This window comes from Sphingobium sp. C100 (assembly GCF_000508185.1).
Lineage (GTDB): Bacteria > Pseudomonadota > Alphaproteobacteria > Sphingomonadales > Sphingomonadaceae > Sphingobium.
In genome coordinates this window covers 16332-32601 of the sequence record NZ_AYOY01000154.1, presented here as the reverse complement: position 1 = coordinate 32601, position 16270 = coordinate 16332, and the positions used below count along the sequence as shown (strand labels likewise).

Sequence of the window (16270 nt, the reverse complement as noted above, 5' to 3'; positions counted from 1 at the left end):
GGCGGCCTTGCGGTCGCCGGGCCTCAACGGGTTCTAGCAAAAGGGTGTCCCCATGGGTCGAACGGCCACGAATATCCTCGTGACGGCCGCCGGATTGGCTGCGGCCCTGGCGGGCGTGACGATGGCGCGCGCGGACACCCTGTCCGACCTGCGCGCGCGTTCACCCGAACAGGAAATCGTCTATTTCGTCCTGCCCGATCGTTTCGCCAATGGCGATGCAAGCAACGACAAGGGCGGGCTGAAAGGCGGCCCGCTCCAGACCGGCTACGACCCCACGTCGCGGGCCTTCTATCATGGCGGCGACCTCAAGGGGCTGACGCAAAAGCTCGATTACATCCAGGGTCTGGGCGCGACCGCCATCTGGCTGGCGCCGATCTTCAAGAACAAGCCCGTCCAGGGCGGACCGGGCCAGGAAAGCGCGGGCTATCACGGCTATTGGGTGACCGACTTCACCACGGTCGATCCGCATTTCGGCACCGAAGCAGACTTCAGGGCGCTGGTCGACGCGGCCCATGCCCGCGGGATGAAAGTCTATATGGACATCATCGCCAACCACACCGCCGACGTCATTCAATATCGCGAAAGTCCCACCGGCGCCGCGCCCTATCGCAGCAAGGCCGACTATCCCTTCTCGCGCCGGGGCGGCATGGATGGCCCGCCGATCAATGCTGGCTTCGCCGGCGATCATGTCGAGAGCGCCGCCAATTGGGCGAAGCTGACCGATCCGTCCTTCGCCTACACGCCTGTCATTCCACAGGGCGAGGAACGGGTGAAGGTTCCCGCCTGGCTCAACGATCCTGTCTATTATCATAATCGCGGCGACACCGACTGGCGCGGCGAGAGCGCGCAATATGGCGATTTCGTGGGGCTGGATGACCTGGCGACCGAAGACCCGCGCGTGGTCGCCGGCTTCATCGCCATCTATCAGGGCTGGATCGACCGTTTCGGCATCGACGGCTATCGCATCGATACCGCCAAACATGTGAATGCGGAATTCTGGCGCGCCTTCATCCCCGCCATCCGCGCCCATGCCGCAGCGAAGGGCATCCCCAATTTCCATATCTTCGGCGAAGTGGCGACCGGCGACTATGATCCCGCCTTGCTGGCGAGCTGGACCCGCAACGCGTCCTTCCCCGCCGTGCTCGACTTCGCCTTCATGCGCGCCGCCGTCGATGCGGCGAGCGGCAAGACCGGCACCGACCTGCTCGCCCGCCTGACCGACGATGACGCGCTATATGCGGGCGGCAAGGCGGCGGCGCTGCAACTGCCGACCTTCCTTGGCAATCATGACGCGGGCCGCTTCGCCTTCTTCCTGCGCGAGGCCCGGCCCGGCATCGGCGCGCAGGAGGAACTGGCGCGCGACCTGCTGGGCCATGCGATGCTGCTGACGCTGCGCGGCGTGCCGACGCTCTATTATGGCGATGAACAGGGTTTTGCCGGCACCGGCAACGACCAGCAGGCGCGGCAGGACATGTTCGCCTCGCAGGTGGCGGAATATAATGCCGATCGGCTCGTGGGCACCCGCGCCACGACCGCGATCGGCAATTTCGATGCCGACCACCCGCTCTACCGCGCAATATCCGCATTGGCGCGAATCCGCCGCGCCACCCCCGCCTTGTCGCGCGGTGCGACTTTGTTGCGCGCCAGCTCGGACCAGCCCGGCCTTTTCGCCGTCTCCCGCTTCGATCCCGACAATGACCGCGAGGTGCTGGTCGCCTTCAATACCGGCAGCGCGCCCCTCACCGCGCAGATTGCGGTCGATCCGGCCAGCGCCCGTTTCACCTCCCTGTCGGGCGCCTGCCCCGGCGCGCCCGCCGCGCCGGGGTCCCTGACCCTCACCCTGCCCGCCTTCGGCTATGCCGTCTGCGCCGCTCAACCCTGACCCGGACCAACGCATGACCCCTGACCAGATTTCGACCGACCAGCCCTGGTGGAAGGGCGCGGTGATCTACCAGATCTATCCGCGCAGCTTTCAGGACAGCAATGACGACGGCATCGGTGACCTCAATGGCATCACCCAAAGGCTGGAGCATATTGCGCGCCTCGGCGCCGACGCGATCTGGATCTCGCCTTTCTTCACCTCGCCGATGCGCGATTTCGGTTATGACATCGCCGACTATTGCGGCGTCGATCCGATTTTCGGCACGCTCGCCGATTTCGATGCACTGATCGCCCGCGCGCATGAGCTGGGCCTCAAGGTCACGATCGACCAGGTCTACGCCCATAGCTCCGACCTGCATGACTGGTTCGCGCAAAGCCGCGCGGCGCGCACCGGAGACAAGGCCGACTGGTATGTCTGGGCCGACCCCAAGGCCGACGGCAGCCCGCCCAATAACTGGCAGTCCGTCTTTGGCGGGCCGGCCTGGACCTGGGACGCGCGGCGCGGCCAATATTATATGCACCAGTTCCTGACCAGCCAGCCGCAGCTCAACGTCCATAATATGGCGGTGCAGGACGCGCTGCTCGACGCGATGCGCTTCTGGCTCGACCGGGGCGTGGATGGCTTCCGGCTGGACGCGCTCAACCATGCGATGCATGACCCGCAATTGCGCGACAATCCGCCCGCGCCGGACGACGGCAAACCGCGCACCCGCCCCTTCGATTTCCAGATCCGCCGCTATAATCAGTCGCATCCCGGCGTGATCGGCTTTGTCGAGCGCATCCGCGCGCTGTGCGACGAATATGGCGCGATCTTCACCGTGGCGGAGGTCGGCGGCGACCTCGCGGAAACGGAGATGAAGGCCTATACCGCCGGCGAAACCCGGCTCAACAGCGCCTATGGCTTCAACTTCCTCTATGCCCCCGCGCTCACGCCCGCGCTGGTCAGGGACACGGTCGAGCGCTGGCCGGACGAACCCGGCATGGGCTGGCCCAGCTGGGCGTTCGAAAATCATGACGCGCCCCGCGCCCTGTCGCGCTGGTGCGCGCCGGAGGATCGCGCCGCTTTCTCCCGGCTGAAGGCGATGCTGCTCGTCGCGCTGCGCGGCAACGCCATCCTCTACCAGGGCGAGGAACTGGGCATCACCCAGGTCGATATCCCCTTTGAGCGGTTGCAGGACCCCGAAGCGATCGCCAACTGGCCGCTGACCCTGTCGCGCGACGGCGCCCGCACGCCGCTGCCCTGGGCCGCCGACGCCGCGCAGGCGGGCTTCTCCAACGCCGAGCCGTGGCTGCCCCATGGCGAGGATCATCTGGCGCTGGCGGTCGACGCGCAGGAGGCCGATCCCGCCTCCCTGCTCAACTTCACCCGCGCCATGCTGGCGCTGCGCAAGGCCAATCCCGCGCTGCGCCATGGCAGCCTCGACATCATGCTGGCGGATGAACAGCGGCTGTTGTTCCGGCGTCGGGCCAACGGCCAGTCGCTGCTCTGCCTGTTCAACCTGTCCTCCATGCCCGCCCCCTGGCCCGAAGAAATCGCCGCGACCAACCGGATCGTCACCGCCGTCAACGGCGCGACCCCCGGCACCCTGCCCGCCTATGGCGCGCTGATGATCGAGGAATAAGGAGAATGTCATTGCTGAACCCGTCGCTGCGCGCCTGCGCGCTGGTCCTGCCGTTCGCCCTGGTGACGCCGGCCTTCGCGCAGCAGGACCGGCCCGCCGTCACCGCCGCCTCGCCCGACGGATCGATCGTCCTGACGGTCGCGACCGACAATGACAGCCGCCCGACCTGGTCGCTTTCGCGCAAGGGCAAGCTGCTGATCGCGCCCTCGAAGCTCGGCTTCATCCTGACCGACGGTCTCAACATGGTGCGCGGCTTCTCGATCGCGGGGTCGGACAAGGCAAGCGGCCAGGAGAGATGGGAACAGCCCTGGGGCGAGCGCCGCTTCGTCAATGACAGCCACAACGAACTGCTGGTCCGTTTCCAGCAATCCGACGTGCAGGGCGGCCGCCGCATGAATGTCCGTTTTCGCCTGTTCGACGACGGCGTCGGCTTCCGTTACGAGTTGCCCGAGCAGCCCGGCCTCAAGACCATGCGCATCGCCGACGAGACGACCGAATTCGACATCGCGCCCGCAGGCACGGCCTGGTGGATTCCCGGCGGCGAATGGAACCGCTATGAACAAGTCTATCAAAAGACGGCGATCGATGCCGTATCGACCGCGCACACCCCCATCACCATGCGACTGGACGACGGCACACACCTGTCCTTCCACGAAGCAGCGCTGGTCGATTATGCCGGCTATTGGCTGAAACGGAGCGATGGCCGCAAGTTCCGCACGACGCTCGCCCCCTCGTCGCAGGCGGCGCGCGTCATCCGCGACCTGCCCTTCAACACGCCCTGGCGCACGATCCGCATCGCGGACGATGCTGCGGGCCTTGTCGACAATGACCTGGAACTGAACCTCAACGAACCCAATAAGCTGGGCGATGTGCGCTGGTTCCGGCCCGCCAAATATATCGGCATCTGGTGGGGCATGATCCGCGGCGACTGGTCCTGGGCCGAAGGGCCGAACCATGGCGCGACCACCGCGCGGACGAAACGCTATATCGACTTCGCGGCGAAGCACGGCTTTCGCGGCGTGCTGGTCGAAGGCTGGGACAAGGGCTGGAATGGCGACTGGTTCGGCCATGGCGACGATTTCAGCTATACGCAATCGACGCCGGATTTCGACCTGCCGGGCCTTGCCGCCTATGCCAGGGACAAGGGCGTCCACCTGATCGGCCATCATGAAACCGGCGGCAATATCGCCAATTACGAGGCGCAACTCGACGCGGCGATGCGGCTCTATGGCGGACTGGGCGTCGATGTCGTCAAGACCGGCTATGTCGCCGATGCGGGCGGCATCATCGCGCCGGGCGAAGCCCCCGGCGAAACCCGCATGGAATGGCATGACGGCCAGCGCATGGCGCAGCATCATCTGCGCGTCGTGGAAACGGCGGCCAAATATCATGTCGCGGTCAATGCGCATGAACCGATCAAGGACACCGGCCTGCGCCGCACCTATCCCAACTGGGTCGGGCGCGAAGGCGCGCGCGGCATGGAATATAATGCCTGGGGCGCCTTCGCCAACGGTCCGGACCATGAACCGACCCTGGTCTATACGCGAATGTTGTCCGGCCCGATGGATTTCACGCCGGGCGTGCTGAGCCTTGAAGGGGCGGACCATGCGCCGCTCGCCTCGACCCTGGCGAAACAACTCGGCCTCTACCTCGCCCTCTATTCACCGATCCAGATGGCGGCGGATTTCATCGAAACGCTCGAGACGTTCCCGAAGGAACTGGATTTTATCAGCAAGGTGCCGGCCGACTGGAGCGAAAGCCGCCTGATCGCGGGCGAGGTGGGCGATTATGCCATTTTCGCGCGCAAGGACCGGAACAGCGAAGACTGGTATGTCGGCGGCGTCAATGATGCCACCGCGCGGACCGTGACGCTCGGCTTCGACTATCTGGAACCGGGCAAGCGCTATACCGCCACAATCTACAGGGACGGCGAGGGCGCAACTTACCTGACCGACGCCCGCCATGAAATCGCCTATGAAACCCGCACCGTCCGCAAGGGCGACCGTTACGACCTGTGGCTGGCGCCGGGCGGCGGCGCGGCGATGCGCCTGGTCCCGGCGAAGTGAAGCAGGTTTCTTCCAGATCCGGCCTTTGAGGCCGGTCTCCCCCGCCGCCGGGCCGGACTGCACGCCGACCCGGCGGCACCTTTATCCAATGGCGTGGCCGAGGCAGCGCGGGCGAATTTGAGCCGGCATGAAATAACGGCGAGATGCGGGGGTCCGGCGAAACCGCTGGGGTGACGGAATATGGTCGCCTCCGGCTTTCAGCGCGTGTCGCCGCCGCCCAGCACCGCCCGCGCGGCCGTCACCATCGCAGGCGGCGTGGCTGCCATCGCCTCGGCGGTCGCGGCATAGACCAGGCCGATCGTCCGCTGGAGGTCGAAGCCCGCCAGCTTCGGTCGGGCGACATCGACCGCCTGATAACATTGGGGCATCAGCGTGATCCCCACCCCGGCTGCGACCATCTGCATCACCCGCTCGTCATTGACCGACCGATAGGCGAAATGCGGCCGCACGCCCCGTTCGGTGAAGAAGCGGCTGGTTTCCGACAGCGCCTCGCAATGGCGGCGCACGATCATCACATCCTCGTTCAGCGCTTCGGCAGCGACCGAAGCCTGCGCCGCTGCCGGATGATCGACCGGCACCGCCAGCGCATAGCCCTCCCGCCGCAACGGTTCCTCCAGAAAACGGTCGCTGCCCCGCTCCACCAATGTCAGCGCGCAATCGACCCGGCCGCGCGCCACATGGCCCAGCAATTCCCGTTCCGTCCCCTCGACCAGTTCCAGTCGCGCCGCCGGATCGATCCCCCGCGCCTCCCGCGCAATCCGTGCGATGATCGCGCCGGGCAGGCTCTTGAGCACCCCCATGCGCGTCAGCGCGCCCAGCGATGCGCCCGCCATCGCCTGCTGCGCCAGGTTGAATTCGCCCTCGATCCGCCGCGCATGGGCCAGCAGGCGCGATCCCGCCTGGGTCAGTTCGACCCTGTGGCCCGACCGAAGGAACAAAGGCCCACCCAATGCGCGTTCCAGCTTGGCGACGCCGACCGACAGGGTCGGTTGCGCGACATTGCAATGGGCCGCCGCGCGGGAGAAATTGCCCTGATCGACCACGGCCAGGAAATAACGGAGCTGGTAGCGTTCTATCATAGATATTATCTATAACAGGCCCGATAATCTTTCAATTTTGATTTGGATTGCGGCTGCGTTAGCCTGATCGGCAAAGGAGAGGCCAATGAGCAGTTTCGACTTCGCCCTGGGCGAGACGGCGGACATGATCCGCGACACCACCGCCCGCTTCGCCGCCGACCGGATCGCCCCGATCGCGGCGGAAATCGACGCGAAGGACTGGTTTCCCCGCGACCTCTGGCCCGAAATGGGCGCACTTGGCCTGCATGGCGTCACGGTCGAGGAAGAATTTGGCGGCCTGGGCCTTGGCTATCTGGAACATGTCGTCGCGCAGGAGGAAGTCGCCCGCGCGTCCGCCTCGATCGGCCTCAGCTATGGCGCCCACTCCAATCTGTGCGTCAACCAGATCCGCCGCTGGGGCAATGCGGAACAGAAGGCGCGCTATCTGCCCAGGCTTATTTCGGGCGAGCATGTCGGCAGCCTCGCCATGTCGGAGGCCGGGGCAGGCTCCGACGTCGTGTCGATGAAGCTCAAGGCGGAAAAGCGGGGCGACCGCTACATCCTCAACGGCACCAAATATTGGATCACCAACGCCCCTTATGCCGACACGCTGGTCGTCTACGCCAAGACGGGCGAGGGATCGAAGGGCATCACCACCTTCCTGATCGAAAAGGGGATGAAGGGCTTTTCCATCGGGCAAAAGATCGACAAGGTCGGGATGCGCGGATCGCCAACCGCCGAATTGGTGTTCGACGATTGCGAAGTCCCGGAAGACAATATCATGGGGCCGCTCAACGGCGGGGCGGGGGTTTTGATGTCGGGCCTCGACTATGAACGCACGGTGCTGGCGGGCATCCAGCTTGGCATTATGCAGGCCTGCCTCGACACCGTCCTCCCCTATGTCCGCGAGCGCCGCCAGTTCGGCAAGCCGATCGGCGCGTTCCAGCTGATGCAGGCGAAGATCGCCGACATGTATGTCGCGCTCAATTCCGCACGCGCCTATGTCTATGCCGTCGCCCGCGCCTGCGACGCCGGCAACACCACCCGCTTCGACGCGGCCGGCGCGATCCTGCTGGCGTCCGAAAACGCGATGAAGGTCGCGCTGGAGGCGGTGCAGGCGCTGGGCGGTGCCGGCTATACGAAGGACTGGCCGGTCGAACGCTATATGCGCGACGCCAAGCTGCTCGACATCGGCGCCGGCACCAACGAGATTCGCCGCATGTTGATCGGCCGGGAGCTGATCGGGGCATGAGCGCGCCGGTTCTCGACACGAAGCTCGCCCTCGACAGCGAGGTTTTTCGCGCCAATGCCGCGCATAACCGCGCGTTGGCCGACGATCTGCGCGCGAAAGTCGCCGCCGCCGCGCGGGGTGGATCGGACGCCTCGCGCGATCGCCATGTCGGTCGCGGCAAGCTGCTGCCCCGCGACCGGGTCGAACGGCTGCTCGATCCCGGCTCGCCCTTCCTCGAAGTCGGCCAACTCGCGGCCAACGGCCTTTATGGCGACGAAGTGCCCGGCGCCGGCATCATCGCCGGCATCGGCCGCGTGTCCGGCCGTCAGGTGATGATCGCGTGCAACGACGCCACGGTGAAGGGCGGCACCTATTATCCGCTGAGCGTCAAGAAGCATCTGCGCGCGCAGGAAATCGCGATGGAAAACCATCTGCCCTGCCTCTATCTGGTCGACAGCGGCGGCGCAAACCTGCCCAACCAGGCGGAAGTGTTCCCCGACCGCGATCATTTCGGCCGCATCTTCTATAATCAGGCGAATATGAGCGCGCGCGGCATCCCGCAAATCGCCTGCGTCATGGGCAGTTGCACCGCAGGCGGCGCCTATGTTCCGGCGATGTGCGACGAAAGCATCATCGTGCGCGACCAAGGGACCATCTTTCTCGCCGGCCCGCCGCTGGTGCAGGCCGCCACCGGCGAGGTCATCAGCGCGGAGGATCTGGGCGGCGGCGACCTCCATGGTCGCAAATCAGGCGTGGTCGATCATGTCGCGGAAAGTGACGATCATGCGCTCACCCTGTTGCGCGACATCGTCTCGACGCTCCAGCCCGACCGCAAGAGCGACCTCAACATCCGCGATCCGCGCCCGCCCAGATATGATGCGGAGGAGCTGTACGGCATCATCCCCGACGATGTCCGCGCGCCCTATGACGTGCGCGAAGTCATCGCCCGCCTCGTCGACGGCAGTGAATTTCACGAATTCAAAGCGCTCTACGGCGCCACGCTCGTCTGCGGTTTCGCCCATATATGGGGGATGCCGGTCGCGATCCTGGCGAATAACGGCGTCCTGTTCAGCGAAAGCGCGGTCAAGGGCGCGCATTTCATCGAACTGGCCTGCCAGCGCCGCATCCCCTTGCTGTTCCTCCAGAATATCTCCGGCTTCATGGTCGGCGGCAAATATGAGGCGGAGGGGATCGCCAAGCACGGCGCCAAGCTCGTCACCGCCGTCGCCACCGCGCAGGTGCCCAAGATCACGGTGCTGATCGGCGGCAGTTTCGGCGCGGGCAATTACGGCATGTGCGGGAGAGCCTATCAGCCGCGCTTCCTCTTCACCTGGCCCAACAGCCGCATCAGCGTCATGGGCGGCGAACAGGCGGCCAGCGTGCTGGCGACGGTCAACCGCGACGCCGCCACCTGGTCGCCGGAGCAGGCCGAGGCCTTCAAGGCGCCGATCCGCCAGCGGTTCGAGGAGGAAGGCAGCCCCTATTACGCCACCGCGCGCCTGTGGGACGACGGCGTCATCGACCCCGCACAGACCCGCGACGTGCTGGGCCTCGCCTTCGCCGCCGCCCTGAACGCACCGGTCGACGAAGGCGCGCGCTTCGGCGTGTTCCGGATGTGATGGGGATAGCCGCTTCTTTATCATTCCTCCCCCAGCTAGTCTGGGGGAGGGGGACCGCCCGGCGCAGCCGGGTGGTGGAGGGGCAGACGCGCCGCCGCTTCGGTCAATATCGCCTGCACGACAGCATCCATGTCTCGCAGGACATCGCACGCCGCAATGCGGATCGTCCTGATCCCAATCGCTTCGAACCAGGCATCGCGCTTGGCGTCGTGCAGTTGTTGGACGGCAAGGTCATGTCCGCTTCCGTCGATTTCGATGGCGAGCCGCGCATCCCCGCAGTAAAAATCCATAATATACGGCCCGCTCGGATGCTGTCTGCGAAATTTAAGGCCGTTGGGACGTCGGCGCAGTTCCTGCCACATCAACATCTCCGGCAGCGTCATTGCCTTGCGCAGCCGCCGCGCCTTTCCCGTCGTCCCGCGTTCTGGCTTGGGTGCCACATCTTTCAGCATCGCATCACCCCCCTCCACCATGCTTCGCATGGTCCCCCTCCCCGAGACAAGCTCGGGGAGGAATAATCGGAGCTACGTCATGATCGCCTCCCTCCTCATCGCCAATCGTGGCGAAATCGCCTGCCGCATCATTCGCACCGCGCGGGCGATGGGCATCCGCACCGTCGCCGTCTATTCGGACGCCGATGCCCAGGCGCTCCACGTCCGCCAGGCCGACGAAGCAGTCCATATCGGCCCATCCCCGGCGCGGGAATCCTATCTGGTCGGCGACAAGATCATCACCGCCGCGCGCACAACCGGCGCGCAGGCGATCCATCCGGGCTATGGCTTCCTGTCCGAAAATGCCGATTTCGCGCAGGCCGTCATCGACGCGGGCCTCATCTGGGTCGGCGCCACCGCGCACAGCATCCGCGCCATGGGCCTCAAGGATGCCGCCAAGTCGCTGATGCAACGGGCCGGCGTTCCAACAACGCCCGGCTATCTGGGCGAGGACCAGTCGCCCGAACGTCTCGCTGCGGAGGCCGATGCGATCGGCTATCCCGTGCTCATCAAGGCAGTCGCCGGCGGCGGCGGCAAGGGGATGCGCAAGGTCGATGCGCCCGCCGACTTTGCCGACGCGCTCGCCTCCTGCCGGCGCGAGGCCGCGTCCAGCTTCGGCAATGACGCCGTGCTGCTCGAAAAATGGATCACCAATCCACGCCATATCGAGGTGCAGGTGTTCGGCGACACCCAAGGCAATATCGTCCATCTGTTCGAACGCGACTGCTCGCTCCAGCGCCGGCACCAGAAGGTGATCGAGGAAGCCCCCGCACCGGGCATGGACGAGGCCACCCGCGACGCGATCTGTTCCGCCGCCGTCCGGGCCGCGCAGGCGGTCGACTATGTCGGCGCAGGCACGATCGAATTCATCGCCGACGGCTCCGAAGGCCTGCGCGCCGACCGCATCTGGTTCATGGAAATGAACACCCGGCTCCAGGTCGAACATCCGGTGACCGAGGAAATCACCGGCGTCGATCTGGTCGAATGGCAATTGCGGGTTGCGTCCGGCGAACCGCTGCCGAAGGCGCAGGCAGAGCTCTCGATCAACGGCTGGGCGATGGAAGCACGGCTCTACGCGGAAGATCCGGCATCCGGCTTCCTGCCGAGTACCGGGCGACTGGAGCAATGCTATTTTCCTGAAGATTATGTCCGTATGGAAACGGGCGTCGAGCAAGGCTCGGTCATTTCTCCCTTCTACGATCCAATGATCGCGAAGGTCATCACCCATGCCGACACGCGCGACAATGCCGCCGCGCTGATGGCGCAGAAGCTGGAGGGCGTAGCCGTATGGCCGGTCAAGTCCAATGCCGGCTTCCTGCATCGTTGCATTACAGACCCGGATTTCCGCGCTGCCAATGTAACGACCGGGTTCATCGCGGATCATCTCGACCGGCTGGTCCCGGATGCGCAGCCATCTTCAGCCATTCTCCGGGAAGCGGCGCGTCAGATCACCCAACAATCTGAAACAGGGTTGGCCGGGATGCGTGGTTTCCGTCTCAACGCCGCGCCCGAACGACGCGTGCGGTTGAGGCTTGGCGCGGATCGTTTCATATCAACCATCCCGGACGCGCATGAGCCTGATCTTTATTCGTCCTTGGCCGCGCCTGGCGTGGCGCTCGTGACTGATCGCGGCCAAAGCTTTGGCATCGCCATGGACCGCACTGAAGGCCTGTCCACCGGCGCCGCCTCGGACGGCGCGGTCCTCTCGCCCATGCCCGGCCGCATCATCGCAGTGTCGGTCGCGGACGGCGATAGCGTGAGCAAAGGGCAGAAACTGCTGACCCTTGAGGCGATGAAGATGGAACATAGCCTGATCGCGCCCTTCGACGGCGTGGTTGCGGAACTGAACGCGGCGGAGGGCGGGCAGGTCAGCGAAGGCGCGCTGCTGGCCCGGATCGACAAGGCGGAGGACTGAAAACCCGCCTTTACGCTGTCCTACTGAAGATCCGTCCGCTATAACAGTTTGTAATCGCGAAACTTTGTTAGAATCTACATGGCGCATAGGCGCGAAGTTCGGGAAGGGAGGTGACAGGTGGCCGGGCGCTATTTCGATCAATGGACCATCGGCGACATGATCGCCCATGACATTCGCCGCACCGTGACGGAGACGGACAATCTCCTCTTCACGACCATGACCCATAACCCGCAACCCCTGCATCTCGACGCGGAAGCGGCGAAAGCCAGCGAATTCGGTCAGATACTCGTCAACGGCACCTTCACCTTCGCGCTGATGGTCGGCCTGTCGGTCGGCGACACGACGCTCGGCACGCTGATCGCGAACCTGGGCTATGACAAGCTGGTCATGCCCGCCCCCGTATTCATCGGCGACACGCTGCGCTGCGAAACCGAGGTGACGGAACTGCGCCCCAGCAAGTCGCGCCCCGGCGCGGGCATCGTCACCTTCACCCATCGCCTGCGCAACCAGCGCGACGAAATCGTCTGCCAATGCCTGCGCATGGCGCTGCTCCAGGGCAGCGAAGCGTAGCGCAAGAAAATGACGCAATCTCTCCTTAAAAGGAATAATTTGTTTCACAGCCCCGCCCCAGCCTGTAGAGGGACCGCCTCCATTTCCTGAAGGATCCGAGTCATGCCTGCCTATCGTTCCCGCACCACCACCCACGGCCGCAACATGGCCGGCGCGCGCGGCCTGTGGCGTGCGACGGGGATGAAGGACGAGGATTTCGGCAAGCCGATCATCGCCATCGCCAACAGCTTCACCCAGTTCGTGCCCGGCCATGTCCATCTGAAGGATCTGGGCCAACTGGTCGCGCGGGAAATCGAGGCGGCGGGCGGTGTCGCCAAGGAATTCAACACCATCGCGGTCGATGACGGCATCGCCATGGGCCATGGCGGGATGCTCTATTCGCTGCCCAGCCGCGACCTGATCGCTGACAGCGTCGAATATATGGTCAACGCCCATTGCGCCGACGCGATCGTATGCATTTCCAACTGCGACAAGATTACGCCGGGCATGTTGATGGCCGCGATGCGCCTCAACATCCCTGTCGTCTTCGTATCCGGCGGGCCGATGGAGGCGGGCAAGGTCGTCATGCGCGGCAAAAAGGTCGCGCTCGACCTGGTCGACGCGATGGTCGTCGCCGCCGACGAAAGCTACACGGATGAGGAAGTGCAGACGATCGAGCGTTCGGCCTGCCCGACCTGCGGCAGTTGTTCGGGCATGTTCACCGCCAATTCGATGAACTGTCTGACCGAAGCGCTGGGCCTGTCGCTGCCGGGCAATGGTTCGACGCTGGCCACCCATGCCGATCGCGAGCGACTGTTCCGCGAGGCGGGTCATGTCATCGTCGATATCACCAAGCGCTATTATGAACAGGATGACGACAGCGTCCTGCCACGCAGCATCGCCAATTTCGCCGCCTTCGAAAATGCCATGAGCCTCGACATCGCGATGGGCGGTTCGACCAATACGGTGCTGCACCTGCTGGCCGCCGCTTATGAAGGCGGGATCGATTTCACCATGGCCGACATCGACCGGTTGTCGCGCAGGGTTCCCTGCCTGTGCAAGGTCGCGCCCGCCAAGCAGGACGTCCATATGGAGGATGTCCACCGCGCCGGCGGCATCATGGCGATCCTGGGTGAGCTGGAACGGGCCGGGCTGGTCGATGCCAGCCTGCCGACCGTTCATGCGCCGACCATGGCCGCCGCGCTCGCCCGCTGGGACATCGGTCGCACCAACAGCGAGGATGTTCGCAATTTCTACCGCGCCGCGCCCGGCGGCGTGCCCACCCAGACCGCCTTCAGCCAGTCGGAACGCTGGGAAGAACTGGACACCGACCGCGAAAAGGGCGTGATCCGGTCGGCCGAACATCCTTTCTCCAAGGATGGCGGGCTCGCCGTCCTGTTCGGCAATCTCGCGCCCGAAGGCTGCATCGTGAAGACCGCCGGCGTGGACGAAAGCATCCTAGTCTTCCACGGGACGGCGCGGGTCTATGAAAGCCAGGATGCGGCGGTGGTCGGCATATTGGGCAGTGAGGTCAAGGAAGGCGACGTCGTCGTCATCCGCTATGAAGGGCCCAAGGGTGGACCGGGTATGCAGGAAATGCTCTATCCGACCAGCTATCTGAAATCGAAGGGGCTGGGCAAGGCCTGCGCGCTCATCACCGACGGACGTTTTTCCGGCGGCACGTCGGGCCTGTCGATCGGCCATGTCTCGCCCGAAGCGGCCGAAGGCGGCCTGATCGCATTGGTGCAGACCGGCGACCCGATCGTCATCGACATTCCTGCGCGAGTCATCAAGGTCGACCTGGACGACGCCGTGCTTGCCGAGCGCCGCGCCGAGATGGAAGCGCGGGGCGCCAAGGCGTGGAAGCCCTTCGGTCGCAAGCGCGAAGTGTCCCCTGCCCTGCGCGCCTACGCCGCGATGACCACCAACGCGGCCAAGGGCGCGGTGCGCGACGTCAGTCAGATCGAGCACTGAGCATGGGGCTGCGCGGCGTCCACCATGTCGCCATCATCGGCGCGGACTATGCCCGCTCACGCCATTTCTACACCGAAATACTGGGCTTTCCGATCCTCCATGAGGTGTATCGGGAAGCCCGGGACAGCTGGAAATGCGATCTCGACGCCGGCAACGCCCGGATCGAGCTTTTCTCCTTCCCCTCGCCTCCGCCGCGCCCTTCGCGTCCGGAAGCCTGCGGCCTGCGCCACCTGTCCTTCATGGTCGCCGACATCGACGCAGAGGTCGCGCGCCTCGCCGCCCACGGCGTCACTTGCGAACCGATCCGCATCGACGAATATACCGGCCAGCGCTTCACCTTCTTCACTGATCCCGACGGCCTGCCGCTGGAGCTGTACGAAGATGCCGGGAGCAGTGGAAGCGGGGCATAAGGGGGCAGACGATGGACGGAACGGACGGGTTCAAGGATTTGCTCGCGCGAAGCCACCGGCATCGCGCGTCGCTCTCGCGCGAGATGCATGTCCGCAAGACCCCCCGCCTCGCCTCTCCCGCGCGCGCGATCCAGTTGGTGCTGCTGGTGGACGCGCAGGAAGCCGATGACAGCCTGGTAACGCTCGATGCCCTGCTCGCACCCCATGGCCAGGCAATCGCGCCGGGCGACCGCTTCCTGACCTGTGCGACAGGCGATCTCATCTTCACCTGGGAACGGCACAGCGAGTTCATGACCTACAGCTTCCTCGCTCCCGGCGCAGGCAAGCCGTTCGACCTGACCCCCTTTGCCAGCGTCGCCGACTGGATCGCGCAATTGCCCGGTCAGGTCATCCGGTCGACCCAGATTGCGCTGGTCACGGACGCGCCTGATCCCGCGACGATCGCCGGTCATTTCGCCGCTGACGACCTCATCATCTCCGACGTTGCCGACGGCCGCGCCCGGATCTGGAGCGACTTCCGGCTGCATGAGGACGGGTTCGGCCGGCTGCTGGTCCAGGATAAGGGATTGGAAGGCATAGAGATGGCGCAACTGGTTCAGCGCCTCCAGGAACTGGGCAATTATCGCAAGATGGCGTTGCTTGGCCTGCCCGAAGCGCAGGCGGCGACGCCGCTTCTGTCCAGGCTGGAACAGCAGCTGACCGACATCACCGCCCGCGTCGCACAGCCCGACGCCGACGCCGATGCCGTATTGGAAGCGCTCTCGGCGCTCAGCGCGCAGCTGGCGCAGACATTGACCAGCACCCGCTACCGGATGAGCGCAACCAGCGCCTACGCCCAAATATGCCTCGACCGCATCCATAGCCTGAACGTCGCACCGGTCCGTGGCTATGGCTCGCTCGACGATTTCACCGAAAGACGGCTGCTGCCCGCCATGCGGACCTGCGACGCCTTTTCACGCCGGCTGGAGGATCTGTCGCAACGCGCGGCCTGGACCAGCGCGATGCTGCGAACGAGGGTCGATACCGCCCTCGCGCGCCGCAATCGCGACCTGCTTGCCTCGATGGACCGTCGCACCGGGTTGCAACTGCGTTTGCAACATACGGTCGAAGGGCTGTCGGTGGTGGCGGTCAGCTATTATGCGCTGGGCCTGTGGCATCATCTGAGGGAAGCGCTGGACCATCAGGGCGCACATATTCCCGGCTGGATCGACGTGGCGCTGATCCCTTGCACGATATTGGCGGTATGGTTGGGCATCCGGCAGCTCAAGAAAGTGAAACGGCCTGGGTCGTCCGCCCATTAACCCGCGCTCGTCGCCATGTCGCTGCTGCGGAGGTTGATCGCAGCGGCGGAAAGGGAGCCGCCAGAGCGGCATTATCACTCACGGGTCATGAAGTTTTGCCCACATCCCCCTTTATCACCCAGCAACAGAAACGCTACAGCAAGCCATTATCGT

Annotated in this window: 12 protein-coding genes; 10 read left to right on the top strand and 2 right to left on the bottom strand. The window is 65.0% G+C overall.

The features are described 5' to 3' along the window. Positions 1 to 52: 52 nt before the first annotated feature. From C100_RS38220 to C100_RS38210, 3 genes are read left to right on the top strand one after another with little or no spacing between them, the layout of a single operon-like run. Entirely contained in the window at positions 53 to 1882 is a 1830-nt protein-coding gene (locus tag C100_RS38220; protein WP_024020374.1) for an alpha-amylase family glycosyl hydrolase, read from the top strand. A gap of 13 nt (positions 1883 to 1895) precedes the next feature. After that, complete coding sequence (locus C100_RS38215; RefSeq protein WP_031309663.1) at positions 1896 to 3503, top strand: alpha-amylase family glycosyl hydrolase; 1608 nt, start codon at positions 1896 to 1898, stop codon at positions 3501 to 3503. 5 nt (positions 3504 to 3508) lie between these two features. Then, complete coding sequence (locus tag C100_RS38210; protein ID WP_024020372.1) at positions 3509 to 5569, top strand: glycoside hydrolase family 97 protein; 2061 nt, start codon at positions 3509 to 3511, stop codon at positions 5567 to 5569. Positions 5570 to 5766: 197 nt separating this feature from the next. On the opposite strand, the gene C100_RS38205 is transcribed toward C100_RS38210, so the two are convergent. Then, the gene (locus tag C100_RS38205; protein ID WP_024020371.1) at positions 5767 to 6648 is read right to left on the bottom strand and encodes a LysR family transcriptional regulator; all 882 of its coding nucleotides are present in this window, start codon (positions 6646 to 6648) and stop codon (positions 5767 to 5769) included. 85 nt (positions 6649 to 6733) lie between these two features. Here C100_RS38205 and C100_RS38200 point away from each other — a divergent pair, with 85 nt between their 5' ends. Next, positions 6734 to 7879, top strand: coding sequence for an isovaleryl-CoA dehydrogenase (locus tag C100_RS38200; RefSeq protein ID WP_024020370.1), 1146 nt, complete (start codon positions 6734 to 6736; stop codon positions 7877 to 7879). Then, positions 7876 to 9477 (top strand): carboxyl transferase domain-containing protein, encoded by a 1602-nt coding sequence (locus tag C100_RS38195; RefSeq protein WP_024020369.1) that lies wholly within the window; start codon positions 7876 to 7878, stop codon positions 9475 to 9477. Before C100_RS38200 ends, C100_RS38195 begins: the two co-directional genes overlap by 4 nt. Positions 9478 to 9512: 35 nt before the next feature. Here the strand turns inward: C100_RS38195 and C100_RS38190 are convergent, their stop codons facing one another. Further along, positions 9513 to 9860, bottom strand: coding sequence for an endonuclease domain-containing protein (locus tag C100_RS38190; protein ID WP_235219092.1), 348 nt, complete (start codon positions 9858 to 9860; stop codon positions 9513 to 9515). Positions 9861 to 10008: 148 nt separating this feature from the next. Here C100_RS38190 and C100_RS38185 point away from each other — a divergent pair, with 148 nt between their 5' ends. The 5 genes from C100_RS38185 to C100_RS38165 all read left to right on the top strand — a co-directional run bounded on the left by C100_RS38185 (position 10009) and on the right by C100_RS38165 (position 16117). Next, positions 10009 to 11883, top strand: a complete 1875-nt coding sequence (locus C100_RS38185; RefSeq protein ID WP_024020367.1) for an acetyl/propionyl/methylcrotonyl-CoA carboxylase subunit alpha — start codon at positions 10009 to 10011, stop codon at positions 11881 to 11883. A gap of 117 nt (positions 11884 to 12000) precedes the next feature. Continuing rightward, positions 12001 to 12453 (top strand): MaoC family dehydratase, encoded by a 453-nt coding sequence (locus C100_RS38180; RefSeq protein ID WP_024020366.1) that lies wholly within the window; start codon positions 12001 to 12003, stop codon positions 12451 to 12453. Between the two features lie 102 nt (positions 12454 to 12555). Beyond that, positions 12556 to 14406, top strand: a complete 1851-nt coding sequence (ilvD, locus tag C100_RS38175; protein WP_024020365.1) for a dihydroxy-acid dehydratase — start codon at positions 12556 to 12558, stop codon at positions 14404 to 14406. A 2-nt stretch (positions 14407 to 14408) separates the two neighbouring features. Beyond that, positions 14409 to 14816 (top strand): VOC family protein, encoded by a 408-nt coding sequence (locus C100_RS38170; RefSeq protein ID WP_024020364.1) that lies wholly within the window; start codon positions 14409 to 14411, stop codon positions 14814 to 14816. 11 nt (positions 14817 to 14827) lie between these two features. Next, positions 14828 to 16117 (top strand): DUF3422 domain-containing protein, encoded by a 1290-nt coding sequence (locus C100_RS38165; RefSeq protein ID WP_024020363.1) that lies wholly within the window; start codon positions 14828 to 14830, stop codon positions 16115 to 16117. Positions 16118 to 16270 lie beyond the last annotated feature (153 nt).

Excerpts from the sequence above, each read along its gene's own strand:
- C100_RS38205 (WP_024020371.1), bottom strand. The coding sequence starts at position 6,648 with ATGATAGAACGCTACCAGCTCCGTTATTTCCTGGCCGTGGTCGATCAG.
- C100_RS38185 (WP_024020367.1), top strand. The coding sequence starts at position 10,009 with ATGATCGCCTCCCTCCTCATCGCCAATCGTGGCGAAATCGCCTGCCGC.
- C100_RS38170 (WP_024020364.1), top strand. The coding sequence starts at position 14,409 with ATGGGGCTGCGCGGCGTCCACCATGTCGCCATCATCGGCGCGGACTAT.
- C100_RS38195 (WP_024020369.1), top strand. The coding sequence starts at position 7,876 with ATGAGCGCGCCGGTTCTCGACACGAAGCTCGCCCTCGACAGCGAGGTT.
- C100_RS38165 (WP_024020363.1), top strand. The coding sequence starts at position 14,828 with ATGGACGGAACGGACGGGTTCAAGGATTTGCTCGCGCGAAGCCACCGG.
- C100_RS38190 (WP_235219092.1), bottom strand. The coding sequence starts at position 9,860 with ATGACGCTGCCGGAGATGTTGATGTGGCAGGAACTGCGCCGACGTCCC.
- C100_RS38210 (WP_024020372.1), top strand. The coding sequence starts at position 3,509 with ATGTCATTGCTGAACCCGTCGCTGCGCGCCTGCGCGCTGGTCCTGCCG.
- C100_RS38215 (WP_031309663.1), top strand. The coding sequence starts at position 1,896 with ATGACCCCTGACCAGATTTCGACCGACCAGCCCTGGTGGAAGGGCGCG.
- C100_RS38220 (WP_024020374.1), top strand. The coding sequence starts at position 53 with ATGGGTCGAACGGCCACGAATATCCTCGTGACGGCCGCCGGATTGGCT.
- C100_RS38200 (WP_024020370.1), top strand. The coding sequence starts at position 6,734 with ATGAGCAGTTTCGACTTCGCCCTGGGCGAGACGGCGGACATGATCCGC.
- ilvD (WP_024020365.1), top strand. The coding sequence starts at position 12,556 with ATGCCTGCCTATCGTTCCCGCACCACCACCCACGGCCGCAACATGGCC.